The following is a 16,007-nucleotide window of genomic DNA, read 5'->3' on the forward strand; positions in this document are numbered from 1 at the left end:
CGTGTCACATCTTCGTTTCGAGCGCGGGAGCCGCGACCGTGGCGCCCAACGGCTCAGCGCCCTGCGGGGCGAGGTCGCGCGGGTGCGGCTTGGCCTTCTGCAGCACCGCCGCGGTCTGCTTGGCCGAGGCGATCGAACGCTCCGGCTTCTTCACCTTCCGGAACCGCCCGTACGCCAGCAGGCCGAGGAGCAGGCCGAGGAGCACGAAGGCGCCGCACACGATGCCGAACGAGGCGTCCAGCGGCAGTCCGGTGCGGTGGATGACGTACGCCAGCGCCATGCAGCCCATCGGCACCGCGAACAGGCAGAGCGCCAGCGCGACGACCAGCGACCCGCTGCCGATCGCGGCGCGTTTCACGTCCTGCCTGATCTCGGTCTTGGCCAGCGCGATCTCGTCGTGCACCAGGGCGGACAGTTCCGCCGTGGCGGAGGAGAACAGCTCGCCGAGGCTGCGCTCGTCACCGTTCGAGGCTGGGCTCATCGAGTCCTCCGTCGTCGTCGCACCGCTTCGCTCGCGGGTCGTGGTGGGGCCGGGCAAGTGTCCGGGCACGTAATGTCTGCCCCCGATCATGCCTTACGTGCCGTCAGGGCCGCCCGCCCGCCGTCGCCGGGCGAGCTCGGCGAGCCTGCGGTGCTCGGCGGCCTCCTGCTCCAGGAGCTCGGCCATCCTCAGGTGATGGGCGGGTTCGTCCTGCTCGTAGACGTCGGGAACACCGTCGGCGTCGGTGTCGAGTTCCTCGTCCTCGGTCAGGCGGCGGTAGCGGTCGTTGCGCAGTTTGAGCAGGATCGCGGCCAGCACGGCCGCGGTGACCGAGGCGACGAGTACGGCGGCCTTGGCCTCGTCGGCGAGCTGCGGGCGGTCGGTGAAGGCGAGTTCGCCGATCAGCAGGGACACGGTGAAGCCGATGCCGGACAGCGTCGCGAGCGCCAGGACGTCCGGCCAGCGCAGGTCGGGGTTGAGCCGGGCGCGGGTGAAGCGGACCGCCAGCCAGGTCCCGCCGAACACGCCGATCGCCTTGCCGCAGACCAGGCCGAGGAGGATGCCGAGGGTCTCCGGGCGCCGGAACACGTCGCCGAGCGCGCCGCCGGAGACCGACACGCCCGCCGCGAACAACGCGAACAGCGGCACGGCCAGGCCCGCCGAGAACGGCCGCACCAGGTGCTCGACGCGCTCGGCCGGTGCCTGCTCCTCCCCCTCCCGCCGGGAGCAGCGCAGCAACAAGCCCATGGCGACGCCCGAAATCGTGGCGTGGACGCCGCTGTTGTACATCAGCGTCCAGGTGACGAGCGCGAGCGGCACGTACACGTACCAGCCGTGCACGCCGGCCCGTTGCAGCAGCCAGAACAGCGCCAGGCACGCCCCCGCACCCGCGAGGGCGGCGAAGTCGATGCCCGAGGTGAAGAAGATCGCGATGATCAGGATCGCGAAGAGGTCGTCCACGACGGCGAGGGTGAGCAGGAACGCGCGCAGCGCGGCGGGCAGGGCGGTGCCGAGGACGGCGAGCACGGCGAGCGCGAACGCGATGTCGGTGGCGGTGGGCACTGCCCAGCCCTCCAACGAGCCGCCCCCGGCGGTGGCGACCAGCGTGTAGACCAGCGCGGGCGCCGCCATTCCGCACAGGGCGGCGACGACGGGGAGTACGGCCTTGGCCGGCTCGCGCAGCTCACCGCTGACGAGCTCGCGCTTGAGTTCGATGCCCGCGACGAAGAAGAAGACGGCGAGCAGGCCGTCCGACGACCAGTGCGCCACGGACAGGTGCAGGCCGAGCGCGGACGGACCGAAGGGGAAGTGGGCCGTGGACGCGTAGCTGTGGTGGAGGGTGTTCGCCCAGATGAGGGCGACGACGGCGGAGAGCAGCAGGAGGACGCCTCCGACGGTCTCCGCGCGCAGGGCGTCGGTGACGAAGTTGCGTTCGGGCAGTGGGAGCCGGCCGAACAGGTCGGAGGAGCGGCGGCGCGGCTGCTCGGTCACGGGGGCGGCCTCCTGGGCGTCGTCGCCGGCTGCGGACACGGATGTCGTGTGTGCCGATCAGACTTCCCGGCGCGCCCATCAGTCTGGTCGCGGTGGTGAGGTGACGCGGGGTGAGTTTGACCCGGATGGGTGAAGGGGCTGGAGTGGCGAGGGGCGGAGTGGCGAAGGGGCGAGGGGCCGAGGGGCCGAGGCGGGCGAGGTGGCGAGGGGGCGCCCGCACTGCTCGCAGTGCGGGCGCCCCCTCGGGAGCGTGCCGGTGGTGGCGGGCGCGGGGCTGTTTGTGGTGTGCCCGGCCCTGACCCGTGCCCTGTCGTGCCGCTCCGGTGCGGTGCGGTGCGGTGCGGCGCCTCAGTCCTCGCTGGGAGCGGAGGGCAGCTTGCTCTGGATGAGGTCCATGACGGAGGAGTCGGTGAGGGTGGTGACGTCACCCAGCTCGCGGTTCTCCGCGACATCGCGCAGCAGGCGGCGCATGATCTTGCCCGAACGGGTCTTGGGCAGCTCGGAGACGATCAGGACCCGCTTCGGCTTGGCGATCGGGCCGAGCGTCTTGCCGACGTGGTCGCGCAGTTCGCCGACGAGTTCGGCGCTGTCCTCGGCGCTGCCGCGCAGGATGACGAACGCGACGATGGCCTGCCCGGTGGTCTCGTCGGCGGCGCCGACCACGGCGGACTCGGCGACCTTGGGGTGCGAGACGAGCGCGGACTCGACCTCGGTGGTGGAGATGTTGTGGCCGGAGACCAGCATCACGTCATCCACCCGGCCGAGCAGCCAGATGTCGCCGTCGTCGTCCTTCTTCGCGCCGTCGCCGGCGAAGTAGCGGCCGGGGAAGCGGGACCAGTAGGTGTCGATGTAGCGCTGGTCGTCGCCCCAGATGGTGCGGAGCATCGACGGCCACGGCTCGGTGAGCACCAGGTAGCCGCCCGAGCCGTCGGGCACCTCGTTCGCCTCGTCGTCCACGACGGTGGCCGCGATGCCGGGCAGCGGCGTCTGCGCGGAGCCGGGCTTGGTCTCGGTCACCCCGGGCAGCGGGCTGATCATCATGGAGCCGGTCTCGGTCTGCCACCAGGTGTCCACGATCGGCGTCTTGCCGGCGCCGATGTGCTCGCGGTACCAGACCCACGCCTCGGGGTTGATCGGTTCGCCGACGCTGCCCAGGACGCGCAGGCTGCTCAGGTCGTAGTTCGCGGGGATGTCGTCGCCCCACTTCATGAACGTGCGGATCGCCGTCGGCGCGGTGTAGAGGATCGTGACGCCGTACTTCTGCACGATCTCCCAGAACCGGCCCTGGTGCGGGGTGTCGGGCGTGCCCTCGTAGATCACCTGGGTGGCGCCGTTGGAGAGCGGGCCGTAGACGATGTACGAGTGGCCGGTGACCCAGCCGATGTCCGCGGTGCACCAGAAGACGTCCGTCTCCGGCTTGAGGTCGAAGACGGCGTGGTGGGTGTAGCTGGCCTGGGTGAGGTAGCCGCCGGAGGTGTGCAGGATGCCCTTCGGCTTACCGGTGGTGCCCGAGGTGTAGAGGATGAACAGCGGGTGCTCGGCCTCGAACGCCTCGGGGGTGTGCTCGGTGGACTGGCGACCGGTGATGTCGTGCCACCACACGTCGCGGCCCTCGGTCCACGCCACGTCCTGGCCGGTGCGGCGGACCACGAGGACGTGCTCGACCTGCGGGGTGCGGGCCACCGCGTCGTCGATGGCCGGCTTGAGCGCGGACGGCTTGCCCCGGCGGTAGCCGCCGTCGGCGGTGATCACCAGCTTCGCGTCGGCGTCGTCGATCCGGGAGGCGACGGCGTCGGACGAGAAGCCGCCGAAGACCACGGAGTGCGCGGCGCCGATCCGGGCACAGGCCAGCATCGCGACCACGGCCTCGGGGATCATCGGCAGGTAGACCGCGACGCGGTCGCCCTTACGCACGCCGAGTTCGGTCAGCGCGTTGGCGGCGCGGGACACCTCGTCCTTCAGCTCCGCGTAGGTGATCGCGCGGCTGTCGCCCGGCTCGCCCTCGAAGTGGATGGCGACGCGGTCGCCGTGGCCGGCCTCGACATGGCGGTCCACGCAGTTGTAGGCGACGTTCAGCCGGCCGTCCGCGAACCACTTCGCGAACGGCGGGTTCGACCAGTCGAGCGTCTGGGTGGGCTCGGTCTCCCAGGTCAGGCGGCGGGCCTGCTCGGCCCAGAAGCCCAGCCGGTCGGCCTTGGCCTGTTCGTACGCGGCCGCGGTGACATTGGCCGCAGCGGCCAGTTCTTTCGGGGGAGCAAACCGCCGCTCCTCCTTCAGCAGGTTGGCCAGGCTCTCGTTGCTGCTCACGCCAGCTCCTTGTCAGGGTGTCCCAGATGTCCCGCCACTACCTCATCAGTCCTGAAGCACCCTGACAAGGGTTCCCGAAGAACTGGTTTAGACCTTTGTGGCGAGGGTGGCTGCCGGTGCGTCCGCTGCTCCGGCCGGTGGTCCGGACCTGCCGGTTCCGGGCCGGACCGGGGCGAAGGTCCCGGTGGGGCGGTCGAGGATGTAGGTCTGAGCCTCCGCGACGTGGAAGTACATGCCGTGCAACTGGAGGGTCCCGTCAGCGACCCTTCGGGCCACGCACGGATGGGCCGTCAGATGCTCCAACTGGGTGATGACGTTGATCAACGCGAGGCGTTCCTGGTCATCGGCCACAGCGCGGCCCTGGAGGGTGGGGGCCGTGTCCGCACCGGGTGCGGCGTCCGTGGGCGCGTCGGCGGCGTACGCGGTGAGCCGGGTCAGGCTCGGCCGGCCGTGCCGCAGCCACCTGGCCAACGGCGTCTGCGCGCCCGGTCCGTGGTCGGAGCCGAGCAGCGCCTGCATGGCGCCGCACCCGGAGTGCCCGCACACGGTGATGCCGGAGACCTGGAGGACCTCGACCGCGTACTCCACAGCGGCTGCCACCGAGTCGCAGGACGCGTCCGGAGCGTCGGGAGCGGGCGGCGGCACCATGTTGCCGATGTTGCGCACGGTGAACAGGTCACCCGGGCCGCTGGAGGTGATCATGCTGGTGACCAACCGGGAGTCGGCGCAGGTCAGGAAGAGCTGGCCGGGACGCTGGCCCTCGCGGGCCAGCCGGGCGAGTTCCTCGCGGACCAGTGGGGCGGTGTGCCGCTGGAAGTTGCCCACCCCGCCGAGCAACTGGCCGCCGCTGGTCGTCGGCTCGGCTGCCGGGCGGGTGCAGTGGTGGTTGCGCCAGGGGGTCCAGGGGCGACAGGCGTGCGCGCCGTCCGGTTCGCCGACCGGCCGCCCGGAGGGGTCCTCGAGCGTCACCCGGCCCCCGTGGGAACGGTGCCGCGCACTCCACGCGTTCAGCGCCTCGTAGGCGGCGTGGTCTATGAACGAGCCGTCCAGCTCCACTTCGACGTCGGCTCCCTCGGGGACCTCGGCGAGCGCCTTGGTCAGCCGGGGCACCGCCAGGAACGTCAGCTGTCCGCGGGCGCGGACCCGATGGCGTCCCGCCTCCTCCGCGACGGTGACCCGGGTGCGGGTGAGCCTGCGCAGCGCCAGGACGACCGCGACCGCGATTCCTGCCGCCACCCCTTGGAGCACCCCGAAGACCACCACGGTGCCGAAGGTGACCGCGTACACGGGGAACTCGCGGTGCCGGTGGATGTGCCGGATGTGCGCGAAGCTGACCATGCGGACCCCGACCAGCATCACCAGCGCGGCGAGCGCCGCGAGCGGGATCTCCTCCAGGAGGCCGCCGGCGAGCCCCGCGCACACCAGCACCCACACGCCGTGCAGCACGGTGGAGCGCCGGGTGCGCGCCCCCGCCTCGACGTTGGCCGATCCGCGCATCGCACCGCCGGCCACCGGCAGTCCGCCGAGCAGTCCGGACGCCACGTTGGCCGCACCCTGGCCGAGCAGTTCGCGGTCGAGGCGGGCCGGAGGGGCGTGCGGTCCGGGGCGCCGCGCCTGGAGCGCGTCCACCGCGACGGCCGACAGCAGCGACTCCATGCTGGCCACCAGCGTGACGGTCAGGACGGCGGCGACGACCGCGGGGACCGGGCCTGCGGGTACGGCGGGCAGCCCGGGCGCGGTCCAGTGCGGCAGATCGACCCGCGGCACCGACCAGGCGGCGCTCACCGCGGTGGCCAGCGCGACCGCCGCGAGCGGCGCCGGGACTGCCCGCAGTGCCCGGACGCGGCCGCGCAGACGCGGCCAGCCGAGCAGTACGGCTGCTGTCACGGCGCCGATGACCGGGGTGACGGGGTGGCTGTGCACCAGTTGACCGGGCAGCGCGGCGATGTTGTCCACCGCGGAGATCTGGGGGCTGCCGCCCAGCACCACATGCAGTTGGCCGACGGCGATGACCGTACCGATCCCGGCGAGCATGCCGTGCACGATGGCCGGGCTCACCGCGAGAGCGGCCCTGGCCACCTGCAGCCCGCCGAGCAGCAGTTGCGTCAGTCCGGCCAGCACTGTGATCGCACAGGTCGCCCGCCAGCCGTAGCGCTCGACGAGGCCGGCGGTGACCACCACCAGACTGGTGGCGCCACCGCTCACCTGCAACGGCGCCCCGCCGAGCAGCCCGGCCACGAGGCCGCCGACCGCCGCTGCGACCAGACCCGACTGCAACGGGGCCCCGGTGGCCAGCGCGATGCCGAGCGACAGGGGCACGGCGATAAGGAAGACGGTGATCGACGCGGACAGGTCACGCCGGTGGCATCTCATGGGCGCCTCACTCCTTACATTCCCTTTGGCACTCCCAAGCTTCTGTAAATGGAGAGTAATGGAATGATTGCGGAGAGTGAAGGCTTGAGCCTGAATCTGTGGGGTTTTTCCGTCTTTCGAGTGAATCGGAAGCTGTGGGGCTCGGGAGGGGATGTGACGGCCGCCTGAACTGGCGGTGCAGGCATCAGGCCGCTTGACCTGCATTGACAGCGGAATGGGATCGCTTCCGGTCAGTGCGGGAGGGCGACGGGCTCCTCGAGCAGGGCCTCACTCAGCGTGAAACCCGGGTCGATCTGCGCGGCGAGGTCGGCCCCGGTCCGGGCGTTGCCCCAACTCTCGGCGTTCTTGCGGTGGAAGTGCTCCATCTGCCGGGTGTAGCGGTCCCAGTCGCGGGTCTGGTACGAGCGGTCGGCGCGCTCGTGCATGGCGTGCAGGGCCTGCCGGTTGGACTCCTCCAACAGTTCGAACCGGGGCGGCCCGCCCTTCTCCATCGCCCGCACCCAGTCGGAGTGCCCGACCGTGACGAGCAGGTCGTCCCCGACCTCGGCCCGCAGGAAGGCGAGGTCGTCCTCGCCGTGCACCTTGTTGCCGACCACGACCAGGTCCACACCGAAGTCGCGGGCGTACTCCTTGTACTGGCGGTACACGGAGACACCCTTTCGGGTCGGCTCCGCGACGAGGAAGGTCAGGTCGAACCGGGTGAACAAACCCGAGGCGAACGAGTCGCTGCCGGCCGTCATGTCGACGACCAGGTACTCGTCCCTGCCGTCCACCAAGTGGTTCAGGCACAGCTCGACCGCGCCCACCTTCGAGTGGTAACAGGCCACGCCGAGGTCGGACTCGGTGAAAGCGCCGGTGACCATCAGCCGGGCGGTGCCGACGCCGCCGAAGTCGAGCTCGCGGGCGCACGCCGCGTAGACCGGATTGTCGTCTCGCAGCCGCAGCAGGCGCGAACCTCGGCCGGGCGGCGTCGTCTTGATCATGCTGTCGGCCGACTGGATGAGGGGGTTGGAGCCGCGCAGGTACTCCTTGATGTCCGGCAGGTGTGCGCCGAGCGAGGGCAGCGCCGCCGCGTCGTCCTCGGCGAGCCCCAGTGCGGGGCCGAGGTGCTGGTTGATGTCCGCGTCGATCGCGACGACGGGGACCTGGGCTGCGGCGAGGTGGCGGATGAACAGGGACGACAGCGTCGTCTTGCCACTGCCGCCCTTCCCAACGAAAGCGATCTTCATGTTCGCTAAGCGTAGGGGCGGCGCACCGCACGAACTGACGGGGAGTGGGGAAGGCCACTCGATCGTGGTCTTTCGGCGCCACGGGGGGTGCGTAGGGTCGGGGACATGGCTACGAACGCTGCTCCTTCCCCAGCTCCCGGGCAGGCGGACCCGCTGGCGGTGCTCGCCGCCCTGCCGGGCGTGCCTGACGCGGTGGAGTCCGTGCGCCAGGCGGTGGACCGGGTCTACGGCCACCGGGTGATGCGCCGCCGGGCCGGTGAGGTCGCCTCCGAAGCCGCCCTGCGCGGCGCCCGCGCCTCCGCTGCACTCTCCGGCGCCGACTGGTCCCTGGAGGAGGTGCGCCGCCGCAGCGACTTCTCGGCCGACGACCAGTCGCGTACGGTCGGCGCGGCGCTCCGGGTGACTGCCGAGGCCGGACAACTCCTCAGCGTCTGGCGGCAGTCTCCGGTGCAGGCGCTTGCCCGGCTGCACCTGATCGCCGCCGGCGGGGTCGCCGACGAGCCCACCGTCGGGCGCCCGAGGCTGGCCGGCGAACCGGTGGTCGACGAGACCGTCGGGTTCGAGCAGATCCCGGTTCCGGAGCCGTCCGAGGTCGCGGCGCGAGTCGACGGGCTGGCTGAGCTGCTGCGGGCGGGCTCCACGGCGCCCGCGCTCGTGGTGGGCGCGGTCGTGCACGGCGAACTGCTCTGCCTGCGCCCCTTCGGCTCCTTCAACGGTCCGGTCGCCCGCGCCGCCGAGCGGATTGTCCTGGTCGGCAGCGGGCTGGACCCCAAGTCGATCTGCCCGGCCGAGGTCGGTCACGCCGAGCTCGGCCTGGCCGGATACCTCAAGGCCCTGGAGGGGTACGCCTCCGGCACTCCCGAGGGGATGGCCGAGTGGATCGGCCACTGCGGACGGGCGCTCGAACTCGGGGTGCGCGAGAGCGTCGCGGTCTGCGAGGCGATGCAGCGCGGCGCCGCCTGAACGTGTGAGCGGCGGCACCCGGAGGTGCCGCCGCCAAGGCACGTCCGCCGAGTTACCAGTGCGTGCTCGAATCGTGCCGATCAGGGCGGGGACTTCGCCCGCTGCCTGGTGCGGCTGGCCCGGTTGGCGGGTCGGCTACGCGTGGGTGCCCGGCTTTCGTGCGCGGTCCGTGGGGCCTCCAGCTGAACTTCGGTCTTCCTCTCGGAAGTCCGTGGTCTCGCGGGCCGTTAACTCTTTTGTACTCCCGACCGACAGGTAGCGGAACCCCTGGCTACACTTTTTACTTTTACGGCGAAGGCGGACATTACCGCCCATTGCTTGTGGTCTCGTATGACTGCGGCCCCTCGGGTCACCGCCTTGCTTTCAGGACGCCGCCAGCGGGCGGCGTCGGCGCGCCGCGAGCCAGACCAGGCCCGCGGTGGCGGCAGCGGCGCCGATCGCGGCCGCTGCCAGGACCGGGCGCGGCGGCATCGACAGCGACTGGATGCGCTGCTTCAGACGCACCGGGCGGTTGAAGGTGAGCACTGGCCACTCTCGGGCTGTCGCTTCCTTGCGCAGCGCCCGGTCGGGATTGACCGCGTAGGGATGGCCGACCGACTCCAGCATGGGGATGTCGGTAGCCGAATCGCTGTAGGCGAAGGACCGCTGCAAGTCGTACCCCTCGGACTCCGCCAACCGGGCGATGGCTTCGGCTTTCGCCGGACCGTAGACGTAATGCTCGATCTCTCCGTTGTAGGCGCCGTCGGCCACGACCATCCGGGTGGCCACGACGTGGTCGGCGCCGAGCATCTCCCCGATCGGCTCCACGACTTCGGATCCCGAGGCGCTGACGATGACCACGTCGCGGCCGGCCGCGTGGTGCTCCTCGATCAGTGAGGCCGCCTCGTCGTAGATGATCGGGTCGATCAGGTCGTGGAGCGTCTCGGCGACGATCTCCCTGACCTGCTGCACATTCCAGCCTCGGCACAGATCAGAGAGGTATTTGCGCATGCCCTCCATCTGGTCGTGATCCGCGCCGCCGACGAGGTACACGAACTGGGCATATGCGGTACGCAATACCGCTCGCCTGTTGATGAGTCCGCCGTGGTAGAAGGACCGTCCGAAGGCGAGCGTGCTCGACTTGGCGATCACGGTCTTGTCGAGATCGAAGAACGCCGCGGTGCGCGGGGGCAGGTGGTTTTCCACGAGACGAGCATAGGCAACCACCATTCGGCCTAAGGCCCGGCGCGTGGGTTTGCCTGAGAGGGCCCTCGGGTACACCATGGAAGTCACGGATCGTTCGCGACCGTGCTAACCCGGTCTGGCTCCTCCCCCCCCGAGTCGGACCGTGGGGACGACCCCCGCTCTCCCCCCCGGCGGGGGTCGTCGCATGTCTGCATGCGTTTCGGAAGTTGGTCCAGGGGGCTGCGGCGCTGGTCGAGACGTTCACGGTGCTTCCTTTCATTCGTGCGTGTGTGCGTTTCCATGTGTATGACGTGTGACGTTCGGTAATCGTCCCGCTGATCTCGTGGAACTCACCCGTCCGGGTGGTGGAGTTATCCACAATCGCCGAGTTATCCACAGATTCCGACCAAGATCATCTCAATTCCCCTTCCTGTCCCAAGCTGATCGCAGGCGAAGCACGCCGTGCTCGCACGACAAGCGACAGGGGACAGGGAAATGGCTCGAACCAACGTGTCCGATCGACCCTGCGGGGTCACCGAAGGCGTCCGCGGACCGCTGATTGTGACGGAGGACGAAAGCCTCCTCGACGATCTGCTCAGACTGTGCGCGGCGGCCGGGGCGGAACCGGAAGTCGTCTTCACCGCGCCCCCGCGCGCGGTGAGTTGGGAGGACGCGCCTCTCGTCCTCGTCGGAGTGGAGGCATCCGGAAGGGTCCAGGGCGCGCCGCGGCGCAAGGGCGTCCTGCTCGTCGGGCGAGGCGGCGCCGAGTCCGCCGACTCCGAAGCGTGGCGCCGGGCCGTCGCGGTCGGCGCCGACCACGTCCTGTTCCTGCCCGCGGCCGAGGCGTGGCTGGTCGACCGGCTGGCCGACGTGGCCGAGGGCGGCGGCGGCCCGGCTCTGACCATCGGCGTGGTCGGCGGACGCGGCGGCGCCGGCGCCAGCACCTTGGCCTGCGGACTCGCCGTGACGGCGGCACGCACCGGAGTACGGGCGATGCTCGTCGACGGGGATCCGCTCGGCGGCGGCCTGGACATCCTGCTCGGCGCGGAACGCACGGGCGGGCTGCGCTGGCCCGAACTCGCCGACTCCCGCGGCCGAGTCAACAGCGGCGTGCTGGAGGAGTCGCTGCCCCGACTGGGCTCCCTCAGCGTGCTGAGCTGGGACCGCGGGCGTTCCACGCTCATTCCGCCCCAGGCCATGCGGTCGGTGATGGGAGCCGCCAGGCGGGGCGGTGGCGTGGTCGTCGTGGACCTGCCGCGCACAGTGGACGACACCGTCGCCGAGACACTCGGCCAGGTCGACGTGGGATTGCTGGTGGTACCCGCCGAGCTCCGCGCGGTGGCCTCCGGATGCAAGGTGGCTACGGTCTTCGCCCCCGAACTGGACGACCTGCGGGTGGTCGCGCGCGGACCGTTCGGAACCGGTCTGGACGGCAACGAGATCGCCCGGCTGATCGGCCTCCCGCTCGCCGGTGAGCTGCGGCCGGAGCCCGCCCTGGCCGATCCGATGTCCGGCGGCGCGCCACCGGGCTCGGCCGTGCGCGGCCCGCTCGCCCGCTTCAGCAGCGCCTTCCTCGGGCAGGTTCTCACGGCCACCGGATGCGTGACGGCATGAGCACGGCACTCCTTGACGCGGTCCGGCTCCACCTCGCCGAACTCGGTGGCGAGCCCACTCCGGCCAGGGTCGCCGCTGCTCTGCGCGCCCAAGGGCGGCTGATCGGCGACTCCGAAGTGCTCGACGTGGTCGCCGCGCTGCGCTCGGAACTGGTCGGGGCCGGCCCGCTGGAGCCCTTGCTGGCGGATCCGGAGGTCACCGACGTCCTGGTCAACGCGCCCGACCAGGTCTGGGTCGACCGGGGCCGCGGTCTCGAACGCAGCCCGATCCGGTTCGCCGACACCGCCGCGGTGCGGCGCCTGGCCCAACGGCTCGCCACGTCCGCCGGCCGTCGGCTCGACGACGCGAGGCCCTGGGTCGATGCCAGGCTTTCCGACGGTACGAGGCTGCACGCGGTGCTGCCGCCCGTGGTGGTCGGCTCACCCTGTCTGTCGTTGCGCGTGGTGCGCGCCCGGGCCTTCACGCTGGCGGAACTCGTCGCGGCAGGCACGCTCGACGAGCAGACCGCGGCGCTGCTGCGAGCGATGCTGGACGCACGGTTGTCGTTCATGATCAGCGGAGGAACCGGCTCGGGGAAGACCACCCTGCTGAGCTGCCTGCTCGGGCTGGTCGACCCCGCGGCGCGGATCGTCCTCGCCGAGGACTCCGCCGAACTGCGTCCGGACCATCCGCACGTCGTCCGGTTGGAGACCCGGCCCGCCAACCAGGAGGGCGCCGGCCAGGTCACCCTGCGGGACCTGGTCCGGCAGGCGCTGCGGATGCGACCGGACCGGCTCGTGGTCGGTGAGGTGCGGGGCGCCGAGGTGCTGGACCTCCTGGGCGCCCTCAACACCGGCCACGAGGGTGGCTGCGGCACGGTCCACGCGAACGCGGCGGCGGATGTGCCCGCGCGCCTGGAGGCCCTGGGCTCGACTGCCGGCCTGGACCGGGCCGCCCTGCACAGCCAGTTGGCCGCCGCGCTGTCGGCCGTCGTCCACCTGGTGCGGGACGGTACGGGTCTTCGCAGGGTGGCAGAGATCCATGTGCTGAGCCGACGTCAGGACGGTTTGGTCGGCACCGTTCCGGCACTCGTCCGCGACGCGTGCGGTGGAGTCGGACGCGGGCCGGGCTGGGGACGGTTGGCGGAGCTGTGTTCGGCGGGTGCGTCGTGAGCGCCGTGACGTACCCGGCGTTGACGCCCTCGGTCGCGCTGTGGGCCGCGCTGCTGGTGGCCTGCCTGCCCGCCTGGACGGCGCTCCAGCGGCACGGGTGCAGGCGACGTGCGTTCGGGCTGCTGAAGGGACGCCAGGGCCGCTCTGGGACCGCTCCGAGGGTCGGTACGGGACGGTGGCGGGAGCGGTGGAGCCACATGGTCCAGGGCGGCCGGTTCCGGATCGGTCGACGTGGTCGAGGCGGGCATCGACAGCCGGGAAGGGCCTTCTGGTGGCCTTGGCGCCGGGATCGGTCGGGCGGGGGTGACGCCGGGCTCCGGTCGGACGGTGCAGGTGAAACGCGGCGCACGCGCGGCGGTCCTGAGTGGCTGTGCCTGCCCGCCGGGGCGGCGCTCGCGGCGGTCACGTGGTCGGTGGTGCCGATGGTCGCGGGAGCGGTCGCGCTGCCGTTGGTGCGCAGAGCGCTGGGGGCCCGGGCCCGCCGGGCAGCGGCCGAGCGGACCTCGGTCGCGGTGAGCGTGCTGTGCGGCGTGGTGGCGGGCGACCTGCGGGCCGGACGTCCGCCGCACGCCGCACTCGCGGACGCGGTGGAGTCGGCCGGGTGGTCCGGTTCCCCCGACCTGGGGCCGATCGCGGGGCTGCTGCTGTCCGCCGCCCGGTTCGGTGGGGATGTGCCGGGCGCGCTCCGGACGGCGGCGCGATGCCGACCAGGCGCGCACGGTCTCGGCGCGGTGGCCGCGTGCTGGCAGGTCGCGGTGGACGGCGGCGCCGGGCTGGCCGCGGCGCTGGACCGGGTCGCCGTCGCTCTGCGCGCCGAGGCCGACCGGCGTGAGGACCTGCGGGCGCAATTGGCCGGCCCGCGCGCCACGGCGGTGCTGCTCGCGCTGCTCCCCGCGTTCGGCTTGGTGCTGGGTACGGCGATGGGAGCAGATCCGGCTGCGGTGCTCCTGCACACACCGGCGGGGCTGGTCTGCCTGGTGGCGGGAGTGCTTCTGGAATGGGCCGGCCTGGCGTGGACGTCACGGATCATCCGGGCGGCCGAGGGCGGTCCGCCGAGCGGTACGGGCAGCGGCCGGGGCTTCACCGTCTCGCGCGCTCCGGACTCAAGGGTCCCGGGATCGGGCGCCGCCGGAGTGGGCGACCGAGAAGTGGCCGAGCGGGCGACGGTCGGTCTCGGGGCGGGAGCGGCAGCGCCGCGGTCCGCCCGGACGCCGCGCGGGTCGAGCGTGGAAGGGGGCCGGTGGTGAGCGGCGGGACCGTCCACAGCCTGGGGATGGCGGTGTCCGTCGTCGCGGCGGTGGGCGCGGCGGCAGCGGCGGCGCTGCCGGGAAGGGGCCGGAACTGTGGTGTGCGCAGACTGCGGCGCCTGCTGGAAGGGGCACGCCGAGCCAGGAAGCCATGGCTTTGGCGGGAGAGCGTACGAACCGCCGGGCGGACCTGGTTGCCGGTGATCGCCCCGGTGTTGGGGGCGACGGTTCTTGTAGGGGGCCTTGCGGGAGTGCTGGCCGGGATCGTGGTCGGGGTCGCCACGCGGGTGGTGCTCGTCCGACGCCGGGCGGGGGCCGCCGAGGGGACAGCCGACACGGGACCCGATCCGGCGGAACTGCCGCTGTGCGCTGACTTGATGGCGGCCTGCTTGGCGGCGGGCGCCACACCGGGGGAGGCCGCGGGGGCGGTGGGGCGGTGCCTGGACGGGGCGCTGGGAGCCGCACTGTCGCGGGCAGAGGCGGAGCTGCGGCTCGGCGGTGAACCGGCGGACTGCTGGGGGAGGTTCGGCCGCTTGTCCGGGGCCGGTGCGATGGGCCGCTGCCTGGCGCGGGCCTCGACGACAGGCAGTGCGCCGGTGGCGGAGATGGCCCGGTTGGCGGCGGACTACCGAGCCGAGCACGCCCGTTCGTCGGTCGCCGGTGCTCGGCGGGCCGCGGTACTGGCCACCGCGCCGTTGGGCGTGTGCTTCCTGCCGGCCTTCCTGCTCGTGGGCGTCGCGCCGGTGGTGATGGGGCTCGCGGGCGCGGTGCTGGGAGGCCCGACGGGAGGCGGGGGAGGGTGAGGTCGCCGACAGGACGGGCTCCGCCTCCCGCCCGTACGGGCCCCGGAAGGGGGCTGGCCGTGACTCGGCCGTGTGGGTCCCGGCCGACCGTGTGGAGCCGTGTCCCGCTCGTGCGGAAGGCAGCGGTGGCAGGGCGACGGGACCCCGACGGGACGCGTCCGCCGGACTGCACCGGTGGAGGCGGCGGCACAGGTGGCGCGGGCACATGGCTTCGATGCCCAGGAACGCAGGAACAGCGGGAAACGAAAGAACCCGGAAAACCAGTGAGGAGAACGGAAATGGCGATGCGGAAGTCGGTTCGGTGCGTGGCGGTTCGGTGGGCCGGAATGATCCGGCGGTGCCGGGCGGCGGCCGACGCCGGGATGAGCACGGCGGAGTACGCGGTGGGCACGATCGCGGCCTGCGGGTTCGCGGCCGTGCTCTACAAGGTCGTGACGAGTGGGCCGGTGCGGACGGCGATGACCTCGGTGATCGAGAAGGCGCTCCATGCGCCGTTCTGAGGGAATGCGCCGGGAGCGCCGGGGCGGGCGGTCAGGGTGGGCGCGTCGCGGGGACCGGGGCTACGTCACCGCTGAGGCGGCCGTGGTGATCCCGACGCTGGTGGCGCTGACCGGGCTGCTCCTGTGGGGGTTGATGGCGGCAGCCGCGCAGATCCGGTGCGTGGACGCCGCCAGGGCCGGAGCGCGCGCTGCTGCGCGGGGGGGACGGGGCGGGGGACGTGGTGAGGGCCGGCCGCGCGGCGGCGCCGGAGGGAGCGGAGGTGAGGGTGAGCCGTGGCGGGGGTCTGGTGAGAGTGCGGGTGACGGTGGACCGGCCGCGGTTTCCGGTGAGGTTGACGGCGGAGGCGGCCGCGTTGGACGAGGAGGCGGTGGGGAGTGGAGGGCCGTGAGCCGGGAACGGGACCGGGGGTCGGCCACGGTGTGGTCGTTGGGGTTGATGGCGGTGTTGATGGCGGTCTTCGCGGCAGTGGCGTTGATGGGGAGCGCGGTGGCGGCCAGGCATCGGGCGGGGGGTGCCGCGGACCTGGCGGCGCTGGCCGCGGCGGATCACGCCCTGGACGGTCGGCAGGCGGCTTGCGGGCTGGCCGCTCGGGTGGCCCTCGCTCAGGGGGCGCGGCTGCGCAGGTGCGCGGTGGTGGGGGAGGTGGCCGACGTCGTTGCCCAGGTCGGGGGAGCACGGGTGAG

General features: G+C 72.3%; 11 protein-coding genes and 3 pseudogenes. 8 read left to right on the forward strand and 6 right to left on the reverse strand.

What is annotated here, in order from left to right; genetic code table 11:
• Positions 1–4: 4 nt before the first annotated feature.
• From RVR_RS19945 to RVR_RS19965, 5 genes are all read right to left on the reverse strand, one after another.
• Positions 5–481, reverse strand: coding sequence for a phage holin family protein (locus tag RVR_RS19945; RefSeq protein ID WP_202235144.1), 477 nt, complete (start codon positions 479–481; stop codon positions 5–7).
• Between the two features lie 93 nt (positions 482–574).
• Positions 575–1,972, reverse strand: a complete 1,398-nt coding sequence (gene nhaA / locus RVR_RS19950; RefSeq protein WP_202238793.1) for a Na+/H+ antiporter NhaA — start codon at positions 1,970–1,972, stop codon at positions 575–577.
• A gap of 348 nt (positions 1,973–2,320) precedes the next feature.
• Positions 2,321–4,279, reverse strand: a complete 1,959-nt coding sequence (gene acs, locus RVR_RS19955) for an acetate--CoA ligase (protein WP_202235145.1) — start codon at positions 4,277–4,279, stop codon at positions 2,321–2,323.
• A gap of 87 nt (positions 4,280–4,366) precedes the next feature.
• Complete coding sequence (locus RVR_RS19960; RefSeq protein ID WP_202235146.1) at positions 4,367–6,652, reverse strand: SulP family inorganic anion transporter; 2,286 nt, start codon at positions 6,650–6,652, stop codon at positions 4,367–4,369.
• A gap of 230 nt (positions 6,653–6,882) precedes the next feature.
• On the reverse strand, positions 6,883–7,881 hold the full coding sequence (locus tag RVR_RS19965; protein WP_202235147.1) for an ATP-binding protein: 999 nt from the start codon (positions 7,879–7,881) through the stop codon (positions 6,883–6,885).
• A 105-nt stretch (positions 7,882–7,986) separates the two neighbouring features.
• Between RVR_RS19965 and RVR_RS19970 the strand changes: the two genes are divergently transcribed.
• On the forward strand, positions 7,987–8,844 hold the full coding sequence (locus RVR_RS19970; protein WP_202235148.1) for a Fic family protein: 858 nt from the start codon (positions 7,987–7,989) through the stop codon (positions 8,842–8,844).
• 363 nt (positions 8,845–9,207) lie between these two features.
• Here the strand turns inward: RVR_RS19970 and RVR_RS19975 are convergent, their stop codons facing one another.
• Positions 9,208–10,053 carry an HAD family hydrolase gene (locus RVR_RS19975; protein ID WP_202235149.1) on the reverse strand — a complete coding sequence of 282 codons (846 nt, stop codon included), beginning with the start codon at positions 10,051–10,053 and terminating at the stop codon, positions 9,208–9,210.
• Positions 10,054–10,503: 450 nt separating this feature from the next.
• Between RVR_RS19975 and ssd the strand changes: the two genes are divergently transcribed.
• The 7 genes and pseudogenes from ssd to RVR_RS39180 all read left to right on the forward strand — a co-directional run.
• Positions 10,504–11,622 (forward strand): septum site-determining protein Ssd, encoded by a 1,119-nt coding sequence (gene ssd, locus RVR_RS19980; RefSeq protein ID WP_202235150.1) that lies wholly within the window; start codon positions 10,504–10,506, stop codon positions 11,620–11,622.
• Positions 11,619–12,773: a TadA family conjugal transfer-associated ATPase gene (locus RVR_RS19985; RefSeq protein WP_202235151.1), complete on the forward strand. Its 1,155-nt coding sequence runs from the start codon at positions 11,619–11,621 to the stop codon at positions 12,771–12,773. The genes ssd and RVR_RS19985 overlap by 4 nt, the downstream gene beginning before the upstream one ends.
• A 197-nt stretch (positions 12,774–12,970) precedes the next feature.
• Positions 12,971–13,822: pseudogene (locus tag RVR_RS37765) on the forward strand (type II secretion system F family protein); the annotation flags it as partial.
• Between the two features lie 575 nt (positions 13,823–14,397).
• The gene (locus RVR_RS37770) at positions 14,398–14,823 is read left to right on the forward strand and encodes a type II secretion system F family protein (RefSeq protein ID WP_237404864.1); all 426 of its coding nucleotides are present in this window, start codon (positions 14,398–14,400) and stop codon (positions 14,821–14,823) included.
• A gap of 362 nt (positions 14,824–15,185) precedes the next feature.
• Positions 15,186–15,323, forward strand: coding sequence for a DUF4244 domain-containing protein (locus tag RVR_RS37775; protein ID WP_237404865.1), 138 nt, complete (start codon positions 15,186–15,188; stop codon positions 15,321–15,323).
• A 4-nt stretch (positions 15,324–15,327) separates the two neighbouring features.
• Positions 15,328–15,712, forward strand: a pseudogene (locus tag RVR_RS37780) (TadE family type IV pilus minor pilin).
• A gap of 71 nt (positions 15,713–15,783) precedes the next feature.
• Positions 15,784–15,960 (forward strand): annotated as a pseudogene (locus tag RVR_RS39180) (Rv3654c family TadE-like protein); the annotation flags it as partial.
• Between the last annotated feature and the right edge of the window lie 47 nt (positions 15,961–16,007).

Source organism: Streptomyces sp. SN-593 (assembly GCF_016756395.1).
GTDB lineage: Bacteria > Actinomycetota > Actinomycetes > Streptomycetales > Streptomycetaceae > Actinacidiphila > Actinacidiphila reveromycinica.